Raw genomic sequence first — 16,215 nt, forward strand, 5'->3', positions numbered from 1 at the left:
CATGATGGGCGAACTGATCGTTTTGGGCGCCTTGGGCGTCTTGCTTGCAGGGGCCGCGGCGAAAGCGGCCGAAGCCGAAAAGGTCCGGGTCCGGGCTGAGGCGAAAAAGAAGAAACGAGGGCGTTGATGGACGGCTCAAGATACGATGACGGCAGCACGGACGCGCTGAGCGGAGAACAAAAGATCCGCAACTTCAACATCAACTTCGGCCCGCAACACCCTGCGGCTCACGGGGTTTTGCGTTTGGTGCTTGAGCTCGACGGCGAGATCGTCGAACGCTGCGACCCGCATATCGGCCTGCTGCACCGTGGCACAGAAAAGCTGATGGAAAGCCGGACGTATCTGCAGAACCTACCGTATTTCGACCGTCTGGACTATGTGGCCCCGATGAACCAGGAGCACGCCTGGTGTCTGGCCATCGAAAAGCTGACCGGTGTGGAAGTGCCACGTCGCGGCTCGCTTATCCGGGTTCTGTATTCCGAGATCGGGCGCATCCTGAACCACCTGCTGAACGTGACCACGCAGGCAATGGATGTTGGCGCGCTGACCCCGCCGCTGTGGGGCTTTGAAGAGCGCGAAAAGCTGATGGTGTTTTATGAGCGCGCCTGCGGGGCCCGCCTGCACGCCGCCTATTTCCGCCCCGGCGGTGTACATCAGGATCTGCCGCCGGAATTGCTGGACGATATCGAGGCGTGGAGCCATGAGTTCCCCTCAGTTCTCGATGACATTGATGGCCTGCTGACCGAAAACCGCATCTTCAAACAGCGCAACGCCGATATTGGTGTTGTGACCGAGGATGACATCCAGAAATACGGCTTTTCGGGCGTGATGGTGCGCGGATCGGGCCTCGCTTGGGACCTGCGCCGCGCGCAGCCCTATGAGTGCTATGACGAGTTCGAATTCCAGATCCCCGTTGGCAAGAACGGCGACTGCTATGACCGTTATCTCTGCCGCATGGAAGAGATGCGCCAGTCGCTGCACATCATCCGTCAGGCCATCTCGAAAATCCGTGATTGCCCCGGCGATGTTCTGGCGCGCGGCAAGATCACCCCGCCGAAACGCTCGGACATGAAGACCTCGATGGAGAGCCTGATCCATCACTTCAAACTGTATACCGAAGGTTTCCACGTCCCCGCCGGTGAGGTCTACGCTGCAGTCGAAGCCCCCAAGGGTGAGTTCGGCGTCTATCTGGTCGCCGATGGCACCAACAAACCCTACCGCGCCAAACTGCGCGCACCGGGGTTCCTGCATCTGCAAGCCATGGACCACGTTGCCAAAGGTCACCAACTGGCCGACGTTGCCGCGATTATCGGGACCATGGACGTGGTGTTCGGGGAGATTGACCGGTGACGTGGTCTAAATTCTACGAGGCTCTAAAGGCGATAGCCGCTCTCTCGGGTTTGATGGCGTTCATCGGCTTTGCATTCAGCTATTACAAGGATGTTCAAATCAGGCAAAGCGCGTTGGATCAGGGGTGGCAAGAGACCGAGATCTACCGTGTTGTTGTTGATGCGGGTGTTGATGGAATCAAGTTCGAAGAAATAGTCTCGGAAGTACAATCTGCGTACTTTGCCTCTGGTAGTGACAAGTCCGTCAGCACAAGTGCTGCTAAACAAGATAGCGTGAGGCGCGGGTTGATTGGTCTGGCGGCCAAAAACTCAATCGTCCGTGACACTGAAGGCAATTATCTTGTGCCTGCTGTGGCGCGAAACTATCTCACGCAGGACTTGCTGTTCTCGCGACGCCAAGAACTGGACGAGCGCGCTTTCAATCTAGTGATCGAAAATCCAGGCCGTTACGACAGCCATGAGTTGCGCAAGTTGTTGGAAAATTCCGGCGCCACACCTCGAGAAGCCTGGCAAACTATTGGTTCGGCCTTGTTCATGAGTCCGCCGGCGTTTGTCCCCGTTGAGGGCCTGCAATACAAACCCGATAGCAAACTGAAGGTTCTGGAATAGTGCTCCGCCGTCTTTACCCCGAACAACCCGAAAGCTTTGCCTTCACTGCTGCGAACCAGCAATGGGCCGAAGCGCAGATCACAAAATACCCCGAGGGGCGTCAGGCCAGCGCGGTCATCCCGCTGCTGTGGCGTGCGCAGGAACAAGAGGGCTGGCTGAGCCGCCCGGCGATTGAATCCGTCGCCGACATGCTGGGAATGGCCTATATCCGCGTGCTTGAGGTTGCGTCTTTCTACTTCATGTTCCAGCTGCAACCGGTTGGATCTGTTGCGCATATCCAGGTCTGCGGCACGACGTCGTGCATGATCTGCGGGGCCGAGGATCTGATTGCGGTCTGCAAAGAAAAGATCGCCGCCAAGCCGCATGAACTGTCCGCCGATGGCAAGCTGAGCTGGGAAGAGGTCGAATGCCTCGGCTCCTGCACCAATGCTCCGATGGCGCAGATCGGCAAGGATTACTATGAGGATCTGACCGCCGAGAGCTTTGGCCAGATCATTGACGATCTGGCGGCGGGCAAGGTTCCGACGCCGGGTCCGCAGAACGGGCGCTATGCGGCGGAACCGCTGAAAGGCCTGACCAGTCTGACCGAGTATGACAGTGGCAGAACGCAGTATAACGCCAGCGTCGCATTGGCGACGGATCTGGGTGATACGGTCAAGCGGATCGACGGAACCGAAATGCCGACCCTGACGCCCTGGCTGGGCAAGGATGGCAAGGCTGCCGCGACCAAGGCGGCTCCGATGCCTCCCAAAGCACCTGCGCCGGCTAAACCTGCAGTGAAACAGGCGGCTGAGGCGAAGGCCAAGGAAAATGCGCCTGAAACGCTGTCGGCTGCGCGGGATGGCAAGGCAGATGATCTCAAGCTGCTGAAAGGCGTTGGGCCGAAGCTGGAGCAAACGCTGAACGAGCTGGGACTCTACCACTTTGACCAGATCGCCGCCTGGACGCCTGATCAGGTGGCTTGGGTCGACGCGCGTTTGAAGTTCAAGGGCCGGATCGAACGGGATGGCTGGATCGAGCAGGCGGGCAAGCTGGCCGCTGGTGAAGAAACCGAGTTTGCGAAACGTGCCAAGAAAGACGGCACATACGAAGAGTGATAGCCGGTGCCCATCCGGGGCATCAATGTGTGATGGACAAGGACAAAGAACAGGCCATAGCCCGAAAGGGCCGACATATCGGTATCGTCATCGCAGTGACGATGACGATTTGGCTTGCGATGAACTTGTTTGTCGGCCCCGCGTTGGGATTGACGGCGCGACACGCGCTGCTGTTTGACTTTGCCGCGTTGGCGGCATTCATCTATGCGGGCGTGAACATTTTTCAACTCTGGCGCATGCGTCAGGACAGCTGAAGGTAACGAATGATGCTGAAGGATCAGGACAGGATCTTTACCAACATCTACGGGATGCATGAGCGCACGCTGAAAGGCGCGCAGGCCCGGGGGCATTGGGACGGCACCGCTGGCCTGATCGAAAAGGGGCGCGACTGGATCATCCAGACCATGAAGGACTCAGGCCTGCGTGGTCGTGGTGGTGCGGGCTTTCCGACCGGTCTGAAATGGTCGTTCATGCCAAAGGAAAGCGATGGGCGCCCGGCCTATCTGGTTGTGAATGCGGATGAATCCGAGCCCGGCACATGCAAGGACCGCGAGATCATGCGCCACGATCCGCATACACTGATCGAAGGCTGCCTGATCGCGTCCTTCGCAATGAACGCGCACACCTGCTACATCTACCTGCGTGGTGAATATATCCGCGAGCGTGAGGCGCTGCAGGCGGCGATTGATGAGGCCTATGACGCTGGCTTGCTGGGAAAGAACGCCGCTGGTTCGGGCTGGGATTTCGACCTGTTCCTGCATCACGGTGCCGGCGCCTATATCTGCGGCGAGGAAACCGCCCTGATCGAAAGCCTTGAGGGCAAGAAGGGTATGCCGCGGATGAAACCTCCGTTCCCGGCAGGTGCGGGTCTTTACGGCTGTCCGACCACGGTGAACAACGTGGAATCGATTGCTGTGGTGCCGACGATACTGCGCCGTGGGGCCGACTGGTTCGCGGGCTTCGGCCGCCAGAACAACGCGGGCACCAAGCTGTTTGCGATCTCTGGCCATGTGAACAACCCCTGCGTGGTTGAAGAGGCCATGTCGATCCCGTTCGAACAGCTGATCGAAACCCATTGCGGTGGTATTCGCGGCGGTTGGGACAATCTTCTGGCGGTGATCCCGGGCGGTTCGTCCGTTCCCTGTGTGCGCGGTGAGAACATGCGCGATGCGATCATGGATTTCGATCACCTGCGCAACGATCTGGGATCTGGCCTGGGCACGGCGGCCGTAATCGTGATGGACAAGTCCACCGACATCATCAAGGCGATCTGGCGTCTGTCGAAGTTTTACAAGCACGAAAGCTGCGGTCAGTGCACGCCTTGCCGCGAAGGTACCGGCTGGATGATGCGCGTCATGGACCGCCTGGTCCGAGGCGAGGCGGAACTGGAAGAGATCGATATGCTGTTCGACGTGACCAAACAGGTCGAAGGCCACACGATCTGCGCCCTTGGCGACGCGGCGGCCTGGCCGATCCAGGGCCTGATCCGCAACTTCCGTGAAGAAATCGAGGATCGCATCAAGGCTCAGAAATCGGGCCGCATGGGTGCGATGGCTGCGGAGTGAACTCAATGGAAATCTATGCCGAATATTCCCACGCAATCGCCGCATTGGTGATTTTCACCCTGGTTGTTCTGTTTCTGTCACCGTTCACCGCGCTGGCCAAACAGGGAAAAGGGCTGGCTCCGGGGGCGACACCGGATCAGGATTATTCGGACAAGGCTTACCGCCTGAACCGGGCCTATCTGAATGGTACCGAGACGCTGCCAGCGTTTCTGGCTGTTACAGTGGCCGCAATTTTGATGGGTGTAAGCCCGTTCTGGGTCAACCTTTTCGCATCGGTGGCGTTGGTTGCCAGACTGGTCATGTTGTTCGTCCATATTCGCGGCGTCGGCAAACCCAACAGCGGTTTGCGATCCGTGCTGTACGTCGTGGCATGGGCCTGCATGTTCCTTACCGGTCTCATGGCATTGGTGGCGGCGTTCTGATGTCGACAGGTGCACGCGAAAATACGACCCGCAAGCCAAGGGCTGCATCGATGCTGACAGTGGCGGTTGCGGCTTTGTCGCTTGTGACGGCATGCGGCCTTGTCAAACCTCCGGATGACCGGGTCACGTTCGATGGCAAATCCTTCCGGGCCAAGGCGAAAGCGGTAAACAAAAAGGCCATGCCGGCCGAGTTCACCGTGACCGTGAAAGGTGTTTCCGCGTCGTTGGACGGCGCGCTCGAAGCCGGCCGTTATGAAGGCACCAAGTTCTGTATTCAGAACTTCGGATCGTCCAGAATCGCCTGGAAAGTCGGACCTGATACGGAACCCCAGAATCTGCGCATCGCGGATGACAAACTGACATTTGCAGGAACCTGCCAGAGACCATGAAGCAGGGTTTTGCATATCGCGGCGGATTGACCGGGCAGCTATTGCATAGCGCCCGGAGAAAACTTCGTTGTGGACCTTCCAAACCGAACGGGAGGATCACGCCCGGCGCGAAGGCAGTTGCTCTGATTTCAGTATTAACCTTCCCGATAATGGCAGAGGCCAAGCCGCCTTTGAGGGATGTCAAAGAGATCGACAATGAACTCTACTACATCGCCATCGCAAACGAGATTTCGGAACAGTGCCCGTCGATCAGCGGGCGCCGGATGAAAGCGATCGGAGTGATGTGGGGATTGCGATCCAAAGCGAACAAACTGGGGTACTCGGATCAGGAAATCCGCGCCTATGTGGCCTCGGATTCCGAAAAGGACCGGATGCGCGCCAAGGGCGAGGCGTATCTGGCCCAGAACGGTGTGTCTTATGACAACCCCAAGTCCTTCTGCTCACTGGGGCAGACGGAAATCGAAAGAAACAGCGCCATTGGCGTGTATTTGAGGGCGAACTAGAGAATGTCTGACCTCCGCAAGATCAATATCGACGGGCAGGATATCGAAGTCGATGGTGCGATGACCCTGATCCAGGCCTGTGAACAGGCCGGAGTCGAAGTGCCGCGCTTCTGCTATCATGAGCGCCTGTCGATTGCCGGAAACTGCCGGATGTGTCTGGTCGAGGTTGTTGGCGGCCCGCCGAAACCGGCTGCCTCCTGCGCGATGCAGGTGCGCGATCTGCGCCCGGGGCCGGAAGGACAGCCGCCGGTGGTCAAGACCAACTCGCCCATGGTCAAGAAGGCCCGTGAAGGGGTGATGGAGTTCCTGCTGATCAACCACCCGCTGGATTGCCCGATCTGCGATCAGGGTGGCGAGTGCGACCTACAGGATCAGGCGATGGCTTATGGTCTGTCGGGCACGCGCTTCAAGGAAGCCAAGCGGGCGGTGGATGATCTGGATCTTGGACCGCTGGTCGGCACCGCGATGACGCGCTGCATCAGTTGTACCCGCTGCGTACGCTTCACCACCGAAGTCGCCGGGATCACCCAGATGGGCCAGACCGGGCGTGGTGAGGATGCCGAGATCACGTCGTACCTGAACCAGACGCTGAATTCGAACCTGCAGGGCAACATTATCGATCTGTGCCCGGTCGGGGCGCTGACGTCGAAGCCCTATGCCTTCACTGCGCGGCCGTGGGAGCTGACCAAGACCGAGAGCATCGACGTTATGGATGCATTGGGTTCGAACATCCGCGTGGATACCAAGGGCCGTGAAGTCATGCGCTTTCTGCCGCGCAACCATGACGCGGTGAACGAGGAATGGATCAGCGATAAGACCCGCTTCGTCTGGGACGGCCTGCGCCGTCAGCGTTTGGACAAGCCTTACGTGCGCGAGAACGGCAAGCTGCGCCCTGCCTCATGGTCTGAGGCGCTGACCATGGCCGCCGAGGCACTGAAAGGGGCCAAAAAACCAGCGGGCATCGTGGGTGATCTTGCCCCGGTTGAAGCTGCATTTGCGCTGAAACAGATGATCGAAGGGCAGGGTGGTGTTGTTGAATGCCGCACCGACGGGGCCAAACTGCCTGCCGGCAATCGTGCCGCCTATGCCGGGACTGCGGCGATCGAGGATATTGACGCTGCCGAACGCATTCTGCTGATCGGCACAAACCCGCGTGACGAGGCTCCGGTTCTGAACGCCCGGATCCGCAGGGCCTGGGCGCACGGGGCCGAGGTTGCACTAGTAGGTCACGCTGTGGACCTGACTTATGAGTATCACCATGTGGGTGATGACCGCGCGGCACTGCAAAAGGTCGTGGAATTGGGTGGCGACGATACGATCAAGGGCAAACGCTCGCTGGTCATTGTTGGCCCAGGTGCGTTGCAAGAGGCGGACGGCGCCGCCGTTCTGGCCGCCGCACAAACAATTGCTGCAAACACGGAAAGCGGTCTGATCGTTCTTCATACCGCCGCCTCGCGCGTCGGTGCGATGGACGTGGATGCGACCAACGAAAGTGGCATGGATTCCGTTTCAGCAGCGGACGTGATCTACAATCTCGGCGCGGACGAGATCGAGATCGGTGAGGGCGCCTTCGTGATCTATCAGGGCAGCCATGGTGATCGCGGCGCGCATCGCGCTGACGTGATCCTGCCGGGTGCCGCTTATACCGAGGAAAACGGCCTGTTCGTGAACACCGAAGGCCGCCCGCAACTGGCCATGCGCGCCGGGTTCGCGCCGGGTGAGGCGAAAGAGAACTGGGCGATCCTGCGGGCCTTGTCGGCTGAGTTGGGCGCAACTTTGCCCTACGACTCGCTGGCGCAACTGCGCACCGCGCTGATTGAAGCGGTTCCGCACCTGGCCCAGATCGATCAGGTGGCCGAAAATGAAGTTCAGCCGCTGGATGCCGGCCCGTTGGGCACGGCGACCTTCCGCAACGCGGTCAAGGATTTCTACCTGACCAACCCGATTGCGCGGGCCTCGCAGCTGATGGCCGAGCTTTCGGCGCAGGCGCAGGCACGCAAGGCCGAGAAGATCGCGGCGGAATGAGCCAGAGCTGTTTCATATCGCAGGCAAACGCGACTGCCGGGTGGCAGTACGCTGCGCCTGATTTGTGTGTGAAACCCAAGATTAAGGGTGGCGCATGGGCGGCGGATGCTGTTTACACCAACGCGCCGACCCAGCCGCAGTTTGCGCAGGCACGTGGCCTTTGCATCGTTCGCGGAAAACGGAATACCCACGGTGTGAGGACCAATGGCTGATTTCTTTAACACCCCAGGCGGAATAGCCATCATCATTCTGGCGCAAGTGCTTGCAGTCGTTGCGTTTGTGATGATTTCGCTGTTGTTCCTTGTTTATGGCGACCGCAAGATCTGGGCGGCCGTTCAGATGCGCCGCGGACCCAACGTGGTTGGCGTCTATGGCATTTTGCAATCGGTGGCGGATGCGCTGAAATATGTGGTCAAAGAGGTTGTGATCCCGGCCGGCGCCGACCGCACGGTCTTTATGCTGGCACCTCTGACCTCTTTCGTTTTGGCGATGATCGCCTGGGCGGTGATCCCGTTCAACGATGGCTGGGTGTTGTCGGATATCAACGTCGCAATCCTCTATGTCTTCGCCGTGTCCTCATTGGAAGTTTATGGCGTGATCATGGGCGGTTGGGCGTCGAACTCAAAGTACCCGTTCCTCGGCTCGCTGCGCTCGGCGGCACAGATGATTTCCTATGAGGTGTCGATCGGCCTGATCATCATTGGCGTGATCATTTCGACCGGGTCGATGAACTTCGGCGACATCGTCCGCGCGCAGGACGGCTCGTTCGGCTTCTTCAGCTGGTACTGGCTGCCGCATTTCCCGATGGTGTTCCTGTTCTTCATCTCGGCGCTGGCCGAGACCAACCGACCGCCGTTCGACCTGCCCGAAGCGGAGTCGGAACTGGTTGCCGGTTACCAGGTCGAATACTCGGCCACGCCCTTCCTGCTGTTCATGGCGGGCGAATATATCGCCATCTTCCTGATGTGCGCGCTGACTTCGCTGCTGTTCTTCGGCGGCTGGCTGTCCCCGATCCCGGGCCTGCCGGACGGCGTGTTGTGGATGGTCGCCAAGATGGCGTTCTTCTTCTTCATCTTCGCAATGGTCAAGGCGATCACGCCCCGCTACCGCTATGACCAGCTGATGCGGTTGGGCTGGAAAGTGTTCCTGCCGTTCTCGCTGGCCTGGGTGGTCTTCGTGGCTTTTGCGGCGAAATTCGACTGGTTCTGGGGTGCATTCGCCCGTTGGAGCGTAGGAGGCTGATATGGCAAACATCGACTACACCCGCGCTGCCAAGTATTTCCTGCTGCAGGATTTCTGGGTCGGTATGAAACTGGGGCTGAAGTACTTCTTCGCGCCCAAGGCCACCTTGAACTACCCGCATGAAAAGGGCCCTCTGTCGCCACGTTTCCGGGGGGAACACGCTCTGCGCCGCTATCCGAATGGCGAAGAACGCTGCATCGCCTGCAAACTGTGCGAGGCGATTTGTCCGGCGCAAGCCATCACCATCGACGCCGAACCGCGCGAAGACGGCAGCCGCCGCACCACGCGCTATGACATCGATATGACCAAGTGCATCTATTGCGGTTTCTGCCAAGAGGCCTGTCCGGTCGACGCCATCGTCGAAGGCCCGAACTTTGAATTCGCGACAGAGACTCGGGAAGAGCTGTTCTACGACAAGGAAAAACTCCTGTCGAACGGTGAACGCTGGGAAGCCGAGATTGCCCGCAATCTGGAAATGGACGCGCCGTACAGATGAGCGACAGCCCGACAAATCCGTTCGAGCTGATGATGAAGCAGGCTCAGGACATGGCCAAGGCGATGAACCCGGCGATGGAGAATTTCTCGCCCAAGGGGTTCGAGGCGCTTTGGCCGACCATGCCGAAAGAGGTCATGGAGATGATGTTCGGCAATACCGTCAACAAGGACGGTCTGGATGCCAAAACCCGCTTGCTGCTGACGCTGGCCGGTCTGACCTGTCAGGGCGCACAGGCGGATTCGGCCGTGCGCCAAACCGTACGCCACGCATTGGAAGCGGGCGCCAAGAAACAAGAGATCGTGGAAACGATCGGTCAGATGTCGGTCTTTGCCGGCATCCCGGCCATGACCCGCGCGCTGGATCTGGCGCAAGAGGTCATGGGCGATAACGAGGATGAGGATCAATGACCGTCTTTGCCTTCTATCTGTTTGCCATCAGCGCCATCACCGGCGGGCTGTTCACGGTGATCAGCCGCCAGCCGGTGCACTCGGTGCTGTGGCTGATCCTGTCCTTCCTGTCCTCGGCGGGGCTGTTCGTACTGCTGGGGGCCGAGTTCGTCGCGATGCTGTTGATCATCGTCTATGTCGGCGCGGTCGCGGTTTTGTTCCTGTTCGTGGTGATGATGCTGGACGTGGACTTTGCCGAGCTGAAGGCCGAGATGGCGCGCTATATGCCGCTGGCCCTGCTGATCGGTCTCGTCATTCTGATGCAGTTCGTCATGGCGTTCGGGGCCTGGGACAGCGCGCAAGGCGTTGAGGCCAATCTGGCGCAACCGGTCCCGACGGACCGCCATAACACCGAGGCGCTGGGCGTCATTCTTTACGATCAATACTTCCTTCTGTTCCAACTGGCGGGCCTGATCCTGCTGGTCGCGATGATCGGTGCAATCGTTCTGACGCTGCGCCACCGTCAGGACATCAAGCGTCAGGACATCGTCGGCCAGATGATGCGCGACCCGGCCAAGGCTATGGAGTTGAAGGACGTGAAACCGGGGCAGGGGCTTTAAGACGATGATCGGACTTGAACACTATCTTACGGTCGCGGCGACGCTTTTCGTCATCGGCATCTTCGGTCTCTTCCTGAACCGTAAGAACGTCATCATCCTGCTGATGAGCATCGAACTGATGCTGCTGGCGGTGAATATAAACCTCGTGGCGTTTTCCAGCTTCCTTGGCGATCTGGTCGGGCAGGTGTTTACGCTGTTCGTACTGACCGTTGCGGCGGCCGAGGCGGCGATCGGGCTGGCCATTCTGGTCTGCTTCTTCCGCAACCGCGGCACGATCGCGGTTGAAGACGTCAATATGATGAAGGGGTAAGGGAATATGGAAACCACCATCCTCTTTGCCCCGCTGGTGGGCGCTCTGCTCTGCGGGTTCGGCTGGAAGTTCATTGGCGAGAAGGCCGCCATGTGGACTGCAACAGGCCTGCTGTTTCTGGCCTGTCTGCTGTCGTGGATTGTTTTCTTCACCTTTGACGGTGTGACCCAGCAGATCGAGATCATGCGCTGGATCGAGAGCGGCTCTCTGTCGACAAGCTGGGCCATCCGTCTGGACCGGTTGACCGCGATCATGCTGATCGTGGTGACGACGGTCTCGGCGCTGGTTCACCTCTATTCCTTCGGCTACATGGATCACGATCCGCAATGGCGCGAGGGTGAAAGCTATAAGCCGCGCTTCTTTGCCTATCTGTCGTTCTTTACCTTCGCCATGCTGATGCTGGTGACGGCGGACAATCTGGTTCAGATGTTCTTTGGCTGGGAAGGCGTGGGTGTCGCGTCCTATCTGCTGATCGGGTTCTACTATCGCAAATCCTCGGCGAATGCGGCGGCGATGAAAGCGTTTATCGTCAACCGTGTGGGTGACTTTGGCTTTGCGCTGGGGATTTTCGCGCTGTTTTTCCTGACGGACAGCATCAACTTCTCGGACATCTTTGCATCAGCTCCGGCTTTGGCCGAAGAAAAACTGCATTTCCTGTGGGGTGAGTGGACTGCGATCGAAGTGATCTGTGTCCTGCTGTTTATTGGTGCGATGGGTAAATCGGCGCAGTTGATCCTGCACACCTGGTTGCCGGACGCGATGGAAGGCCCGACGCCTGTGTCGGCGCTGATCCATGCCGCGACCATGGTGACGGCCGGTGTGTTCCTTGTCTGCCGTATGTCGCCGCTGATGGAGTTCGCGCCGGGTGCGACCGGGTTTATCACCTTCCTTGGGGCCTCGACCGCATTCTTCGCGGCGACCGTGGGTCTGGTGCAGACTGACATCAAACGCGTTATCGCCTATTCGACCTGTTCGCAGCTGGGCTATATGTTCGTGGCCGCTGGTGTCGGCATGTATTCCGCTGCGATGTTCCACCTGCTGACGCACGCGTTCTTCAAGGCGCTGCTGTTCCTTGGGGCCGGTTCGGTGATCCACGCCATGCATCACGAGCAGGAGATGACCGAATACGGCGGGCTGCGGAAAAAGATTCCCTATACCTTCTGGGCGATGATGATTGGTACGCTGGCCATTACCGGCGTGGGCATCCCGCTGACGACATTCGGCTTTGCCGGCTTCCTGTCCAAGGATGCCATCATCGAAAGCGCCTACGCGGGCGGTACGGGTTATGCCTTCTGGATGTTGGTTATTGCGGCGATGTTCACCTCGTTCTACAGCTGGCGTCTGATCTTCCTGACCTTCTATGGCGACCCGCGCGGCGACAAGCATACTCATGATCACGCGCATGAAAGCCCGATGACAATGCTGGTGCCGCTTGGTGTTTTGTCACTTGGTGCGGTTTTTGCCGGGATGCTCTGGTACAGCCCCTTCTTTGGGCATACCGACAAGGTCGGCAAGTTCTACGGCATCCCCGTGGCCGAAGCCTCGGAACATGCGGAAGGTCACGACGCCGAAACGCATTCCGAGCATGTGGCCGATGGTACCGCCGAGGAGCATCACGGCGACGAAGCTGAAGAAGCTCATGCGGACACAGCGCACGCGGATGAAGGGCGTGGCGAGGATGCCGTTCATGGTGACAAGGACGCAAAAGGCGGCGATCACCACTATGTCTTTGCCGGAGAACCAGGTGAGGGCGCATTGTATATCGCACCGGACAACCATGTGCTGGACGATGCACATGCGGCGCCGAAATGGGTCAAGGTTTCGCCCTTCGTTGCGATGTTGCTGGGCTTTGTCGTCGCGTACTGGTTCTACATCGTGAACACCTCGCTGCCCGCGCGGCTGGCTGCGAACCAGCGTCCGCTGTACCTGTTCCTGCTGAACAAATGGTACTTTGACGAGATCTACGACGCGATCTTCGTCAAGCCCACCGTGGCTTTGGGGCGGTTCCTGTGGAAACGCGGTGACGGCAACACGATTGACGGCTTCCTGAATGGGGTTGCCATGGGCGTAGTTCCCTTCTTTACCCGCCTCGCAGGCAAGGCGCAGACGGGGTACATCTTTACTTACGCCTTCTGGATGGTACTGGGTATCGCAGCCCTGATCACCTGGATGTCGATTGGCGGGGGCGCACACTAATGGACAATATCCTCTCCATTGTCACCTTCATCCCCGCAGCGGCGGCCGGTATTCTGGCACTGTTCCTGCAAGGCGATGATGCCGCGGCACAGCGCAATGCGAAATGGATCGCACTGCTGGCGACCACTGTCACCTTCCTGGTGTCGATCGGCATCTATACCGGCTTTGATCCGTCCAACACCGGCTTCCAGATGGTGGAAGAGGGTGAATGGCTGATGGGCCTGAAATACAAGATGGGCGTGGATGGCATCAGCGTGTTGTTCGTGCTGCTGACCACCTTCATCATGCCGCTGACCATTCTGGCCAGCTGGAATGTGACGACCCGCGTCAAAGAATACATGGTTGCCTTCCTGATGCTGGAAACCCTGATGCTGGGCGTGTTCATGGCGCTGGATCTGGTGTTGTTCTACCTGTTCTTCGAGGCGGGTCTGATCCCGATGTTCCTGATCATCGGCATCTGGGGCGGCAAGGATCGCATCTACGCCAGCTTCAAATTCTTCCTCTACACCTTCCTCGGCTCTGTACTGATGCTGGTGGCGATGGTCGCGATGTATTCGGACGCGGGAACCACGGATATCGAGGCGCTGATGACGCATCAGTTCTCGTCCGAAGGGTTCAGCGTTCTGGGCATCTACATTGTCGGCGGTATGCAGACGCTGATGTTTCTGGCGTTCTTTGCATCATTTGCCGTGAAGATGCCGATGTGGCCGGTCCACACCTGGCTGCCGGACGCGCACGTGCAGGCCCCGACTGCGGGCTCGGTCGTGCTGGCGGCGATCCTGCTGAAGATGGGCGGCTACGGTTTCCTGCGGTTCAGCCTGCCGATGTTCCCCGTGGGCTCGGCGGTGATGACCGATCTGGTGCTGTGGATGTCGGCCATCGCGGTTGTCTACACCTCGCTGGTTGCGCTGGTGCAGGAGGATATGAAGAAGCTGATCGCCTATTCATCCGTTGCGCACATGGGCTTTGTGACTATGGGGATTTTCGCGGCGAACCAGCAGGGTATTGACGGCGCGATCTTCCAGATGCTCAGCCACGGGTTCATCTCGGCGGCGCTCTTCCTGTGCGTTGGTGTGATCTATGACCGGATGCACACCCGCGACATCGAAGCGTACGGAGGTCTGGTGATCCGGATGCCCGCCTATGCGCTGGTCTTCATGCTGTTCACCATGGCCAATGTCGGCTTGCCGGGCACCTCTGGGTTCATTGGCGAATTCCTGACCCTGATGGGTGCATTCCAAGTCAACACCTGGGTGACTGCGGTCGCCGCAAGCGGTGTAATCTTCTCGGCCGGATATGCGCTGTGGCTGTATCGCCGTGTTGTCTTTGGCGACCTGATCAAGGAAAGCCTGAAGGCAATGACAGACATGAGCTCGCGCGAGCGGCTGATCTTTGCGCCGCTGATCGTGATGACCATCCTGCTGGGTGTCTACCCGTCGCTGGTGACAGATGTGATCGGCCAATCGACCGCTGCATTGATTTCGAACTATGACACGGCTCTGGCCGCGGCTGAGGCCGCGACCCAGACGGCCGCCTCGCATTAAGGGAGCTTTGGAGACATGATCCAGGCTGATCTGACAACAATCCTGCCGGAAATCGTTCTGGCCGTGTATGCGATGGCTGCTCTGATCGGGGCTGTCTATACGACGAAAGACGGGCTGGCGCCGGTTCTGGTCTGGGCGACGGCAGGTCTGATGGCGCTGCTGTCCTTCTGGATTGCCACAAATGGCGACGGCACCAATGTCGCGTTCAACGGCATGTTCGTGGATGACGGGTTCTCGCGCTTTGCCAAGGTTGCAATCCTGTTGTCGGCCGCCGCCGTTCTGGTGATGAGCCAGGATTACATGACCCGCCGCGGTCTGCTGCGGTTTGAATACCCCTTGCTGGTGGCCTTGGCCGCTGTTGGCATGATGATGATGGTCAGTGCCGGCGACCTGATGTCCCTTTACATGGGATTGGAACTGCAATCGCTGTCGCTTTATGTGGTGGCCGCCCTGCGTCGTGACAGTGCAAAGTCGACCGAAGCCGGTCTGAAATACTTCGTTCTGGGCGCGCTGAGTTCGGGCTTGCTGCTCTACGGTGCGTCGCTGGTCTATGGTTTCACCGGCACCACGCTGTTCTCGGGCATTATCCAGACGGTTCACCACGGCGACGTCTCGATTGGCCTTCTGTTTGGTCTGATCTTCCTGATCTCGGGGCTTGCGTTCAAAGTGTCGGCCGTGCCGTTCCACATGTGGACACCGGACGTTTACGAAGGGTCGCCCACGCCGATCACGGCCTTCTTTGCCACCGCGCCGAAAGTGGCCGCTATGGCGCTGTTTGCCCGACTGATGCACGACGCCTTTGGTGGTGTGGTGAAAGACTGGCAGCAGGTGATCGTGCTGCTTTCGGTCCTGTCGATGCTGTTGGGTGCGGTTGCCGCGATTGGTCAACGCAACATCAAGCGACTGATGGCGTTTTCATCAATCGCTCATATGGGTTACGCGATGATCGGCCTAGCTGCAGGCACGGAAATGGGCGTCAAGGCGATGCTGATGTATCTGGCAATCTATGTGACCATGAACATCGGCACGTTTGCCTTCATCCTGATGATGGAGCGTGACGGCAAACCGGTCACTGACATTGACGCTCTGAGGCAATACTCCAAGCGTGATCCGGGCAAGGCACTGGCCGTTCTGATCCTGATGTTCAGCCTGGCCGGGGTGCCGCCGATGCTGGGCTTCTTCGCCAAGTTCGGCGTCTGGCAGGCCGGTGTCGGCGCGGGGTTGACCGGGTTGGTCATTGTGTCGGCCATCGCTTCGGTCATTGGTGCCTTCTATTATCTGCGGATCGTGTTCTACATGTACTTCGGTGAAGAGAATGAAGAACCGATCGAGACACATTCCACACCGGTTCTGTGGGTCGCTCTGATGGGGTCGGCGGCACTCATGCTGATCGGCGTGTTCTACCAGTTCGGGATCGAGGGGGCGGCTGCGGCTGCGGCGGCGACACTTGTCAACTGATCTT

18 protein-coding genes are annotated in these 16,215 nt (G+C 58.9%); all 18 read left to right on the forward strand.

Annotated features, from left to right (window positions below):
• Position 1: 1 nt before the first annotated feature.
• Positions 2–127, forward strand: coding sequence for a hypothetical protein (locus ACR0CG_RS12435; protein ID WP_475159136.1), 126 nt, complete (start codon positions 2–4; stop codon positions 125–127).
• Positions 127–1,350, forward strand: a complete 1,224-nt coding sequence (locus ACR0CG_RS12440; protein WP_170806549.1) for an NADH-quinone oxidoreductase subunit D — start codon at positions 127–129, stop codon at positions 1,348–1,350. The genes ACR0CG_RS12435 and ACR0CG_RS12440 overlap by 1 nt, the downstream gene beginning before the upstream one ends.
• Positions 1,347–1,958, forward strand: a complete 612-nt coding sequence (locus ACR0CG_RS12445) for a hypothetical protein (protein WP_480525236.1) — start codon at positions 1,347–1,349, stop codon at positions 1,956–1,958. Before ACR0CG_RS12440 ends, ACR0CG_RS12445 begins: the two co-directional genes overlap by 4 nt.
• Positions 1,958–3,055 carry an NADH-quinone oxidoreductase subunit NuoE gene (gene nuoE / locus ACR0CG_RS12450; RefSeq protein ID WP_480525237.1) on the forward strand — a complete coding sequence of 366 codons (1,098 nt, stop codon included), beginning with the start codon at positions 1,958–1,960 and terminating at the stop codon, positions 3,053–3,055. Before ACR0CG_RS12445 ends, nuoE begins: the two co-directional genes overlap by 1 nt.
• A gap of 32 nt (positions 3,056–3,087) precedes the next feature.
• Positions 3,088–3,309: a DUF5337 domain-containing protein gene (locus ACR0CG_RS12455; protein WP_170806546.1), complete on the forward strand. Its 222-nt coding sequence runs from the start codon at positions 3,088–3,090 to the stop codon at positions 3,307–3,309.
• A gap of 12 nt (positions 3,310–3,321) precedes the next feature.
• On the forward strand, positions 3,322–4,620 hold the full coding sequence (gene nuoF / locus ACR0CG_RS12460) for an NADH-quinone oxidoreductase subunit NuoF (RefSeq protein ID WP_321254057.1): 1,299 nt from the start codon (positions 3,322–3,324) through the stop codon (positions 4,618–4,620).
• A 5-nt stretch (positions 4,621–4,625) separates the two neighbouring features.
• Positions 4,626–5,042, forward strand: coding sequence for an MAPEG family protein (locus ACR0CG_RS12465; RefSeq protein ID WP_170806545.1), 417 nt, complete (start codon positions 4,626–4,628; stop codon positions 5,040–5,042).
• Positions 5,042–5,431: a hypothetical protein gene (locus ACR0CG_RS12470; RefSeq protein ID WP_480489563.1), complete on the forward strand. Its 390-nt coding sequence runs from the start codon at positions 5,042–5,044 to the stop codon at positions 5,429–5,431. Before ACR0CG_RS12465 ends, ACR0CG_RS12470 begins: the two co-directional genes overlap by 1 nt.
• Positions 5,432–5,601: 170 nt before the next feature.
• Positions 5,602–5,934 carry a DUF5333 domain-containing protein gene (locus ACR0CG_RS12475; RefSeq protein WP_480525239.1) on the forward strand — a complete coding sequence of 111 codons (333 nt, stop codon included), beginning with the start codon at positions 5,602–5,604 and terminating at the stop codon, positions 5,932–5,934.
• Positions 5,935–5,937: 3 nt separating this feature from the next.
• A complete protein-coding gene (gene nuoG, locus ACR0CG_RS12480; RefSeq protein WP_480525241.1) occupies positions 5,938–7,959 on the forward strand; it encodes an NADH-quinone oxidoreductase subunit NuoG in 2,022 nt (673 codons plus the stop codon).
• A 204-nt stretch (positions 7,960–8,163) separates the two neighbouring features.
• Entirely contained in the window at positions 8,164–9,201 is a 1,038-nt protein-coding gene (gene nuoH, locus ACR0CG_RS12485; protein ID WP_480525243.1) for an NADH-quinone oxidoreductase subunit NuoH, read from the forward strand.
• Between the two features lies 1 nt (position 9,202).
• Positions 9,203–9,697: an NADH-quinone oxidoreductase subunit NuoI gene (gene nuoI / locus ACR0CG_RS12490; protein WP_170615374.1), complete on the forward strand. Its 495-nt coding sequence runs from the start codon at positions 9,203–9,205 to the stop codon at positions 9,695–9,697.
• Positions 9,694–10,104 carry a carboxymuconolactone decarboxylase family protein gene (locus ACR0CG_RS12495; protein ID WP_010442761.1) on the forward strand — a complete coding sequence of 137 codons (411 nt, stop codon included), beginning with the start codon at positions 9,694–9,696 and terminating at the stop codon, positions 10,102–10,104. Before nuoI ends, ACR0CG_RS12495 begins: the two co-directional genes overlap by 4 nt.
• Positions 10,101–10,703 (forward strand): NADH-quinone oxidoreductase subunit J, encoded by a 603-nt coding sequence (locus ACR0CG_RS12500; protein ID WP_170558473.1) that lies wholly within the window; start codon positions 10,101–10,103, stop codon positions 10,701–10,703. Before ACR0CG_RS12495 ends, ACR0CG_RS12500 begins: the two co-directional genes overlap by 4 nt.
• Positions 10,704–10,707: 4 nt before the next feature.
• Entirely contained in the window at positions 10,708–11,013 is a 306-nt protein-coding gene (gene nuoK, locus ACR0CG_RS12505) for an NADH-quinone oxidoreductase subunit NuoK (protein WP_005984024.1), read from the forward strand.
• A 6-nt stretch (positions 11,014–11,019) separates the two neighbouring features.
• On the forward strand, positions 11,020–13,209 hold the full coding sequence (nuoL, locus tag ACR0CG_RS12510) for an NADH-quinone oxidoreductase subunit L (RefSeq protein ID WP_480525246.1): 2,190 nt from the start codon (positions 11,020–11,022) through the stop codon (positions 13,207–13,209).
• Positions 13,209–14,753, forward strand: a complete 1,545-nt coding sequence (locus ACR0CG_RS12515; protein ID WP_170615380.1) for an NADH-quinone oxidoreductase subunit M — start codon at positions 13,209–13,211, stop codon at positions 14,751–14,753. The genes nuoL and ACR0CG_RS12515 overlap by 1 nt, the downstream gene beginning before the upstream one ends.
• Positions 14,754–14,768: 15 nt before the next feature.
• Positions 14,769–16,211, forward strand: coding sequence for an NADH-quinone oxidoreductase subunit NuoN (gene nuoN, locus ACR0CG_RS12520; protein WP_480525248.1), 1,443 nt, complete (start codon positions 14,769–14,771; stop codon positions 16,209–16,211).
• Positions 16,212–16,215: the final 4 nt, after the last annotated feature.

Source organism: Ruegeria sp. AB8 (assembly GCF_056542605.1).

What these genes read in the sequence shown, in the direction of transcription:
- ACR0CG_RS12435 (WP_475159136.1), top strand. Translation starts at nt 2, where the DNA reads ATGATGGGCGAACTGATCGTTTTGGGCGCCTTGGGCGTCTTGCTTGCA.
- ACR0CG_RS12440 (WP_170806549.1), top strand. Translation starts at nt 127, where the DNA reads ATGGACGGCTCAAGATACGATGACGGCAGCACGGACGCGCTGAGCGGA.
- ACR0CG_RS12455 (WP_170806546.1), top strand. Translation starts at nt 3,088, where the DNA reads ATGGACAAGGACAAAGAACAGGCCATAGCCCGAAAGGGCCGACATATC.
- nuoF (WP_321254057.1), top strand. Translation starts at nt 3,322, where the DNA reads ATGCTGAAGGATCAGGACAGGATCTTTACCAACATCTACGGGATGCAT.
- ACR0CG_RS12465 (WP_170806545.1), top strand. Translation starts at nt 4,626, where the DNA reads ATGGAAATCTATGCCGAATATTCCCACGCAATCGCCGCATTGGTGATT.
- ACR0CG_RS12470 (WP_480489563.1), top strand. Translation starts at nt 5,042, where the DNA reads ATGTCGACAGGTGCACGCGAAAATACGACCCGCAAGCCAAGGGCTGCA.
- nuoG (WP_480525241.1), top strand. Translation starts at nt 5,938, where the DNA reads ATGTCTGACCTCCGCAAGATCAATATCGACGGGCAGGATATCGAAGTC.
- nuoH (WP_480525243.1), top strand. Translation starts at nt 8,164, where the DNA reads ATGGCTGATTTCTTTAACACCCCAGGCGGAATAGCCATCATCATTCTG.
- nuoI (WP_170615374.1), top strand. Translation starts at nt 9,203, where the DNA reads ATGGCAAACATCGACTACACCCGCGCTGCCAAGTATTTCCTGCTGCAG.
- ACR0CG_RS12495 (WP_010442761.1), top strand. Translation starts at nt 9,694, where the DNA reads ATGAGCGACAGCCCGACAAATCCGTTCGAGCTGATGATGAAGCAGGCT.
- ACR0CG_RS12500 (WP_170558473.1), top strand. Translation starts at nt 10,101, where the DNA reads ATGACCGTCTTTGCCTTCTATCTGTTTGCCATCAGCGCCATCACCGGC.
- nuoK (WP_005984024.1), top strand. Translation starts at nt 10,708, where the DNA reads ATGATCGGACTTGAACACTATCTTACGGTCGCGGCGACGCTTTTCGTC.
- nuoL (WP_480525246.1), top strand. Translation starts at nt 11,020, where the DNA reads ATGGAAACCACCATCCTCTTTGCCCCGCTGGTGGGCGCTCTGCTCTGC.
- ACR0CG_RS12515 (WP_170615380.1), top strand. Translation starts at nt 13,209, where the DNA reads ATGGACAATATCCTCTCCATTGTCACCTTCATCCCCGCAGCGGCGGCC.
- nuoN (WP_480525248.1), top strand. Translation starts at nt 14,769, where the DNA reads ATGATCCAGGCTGATCTGACAACAATCCTGCCGGAAATCGTTCTGGCC.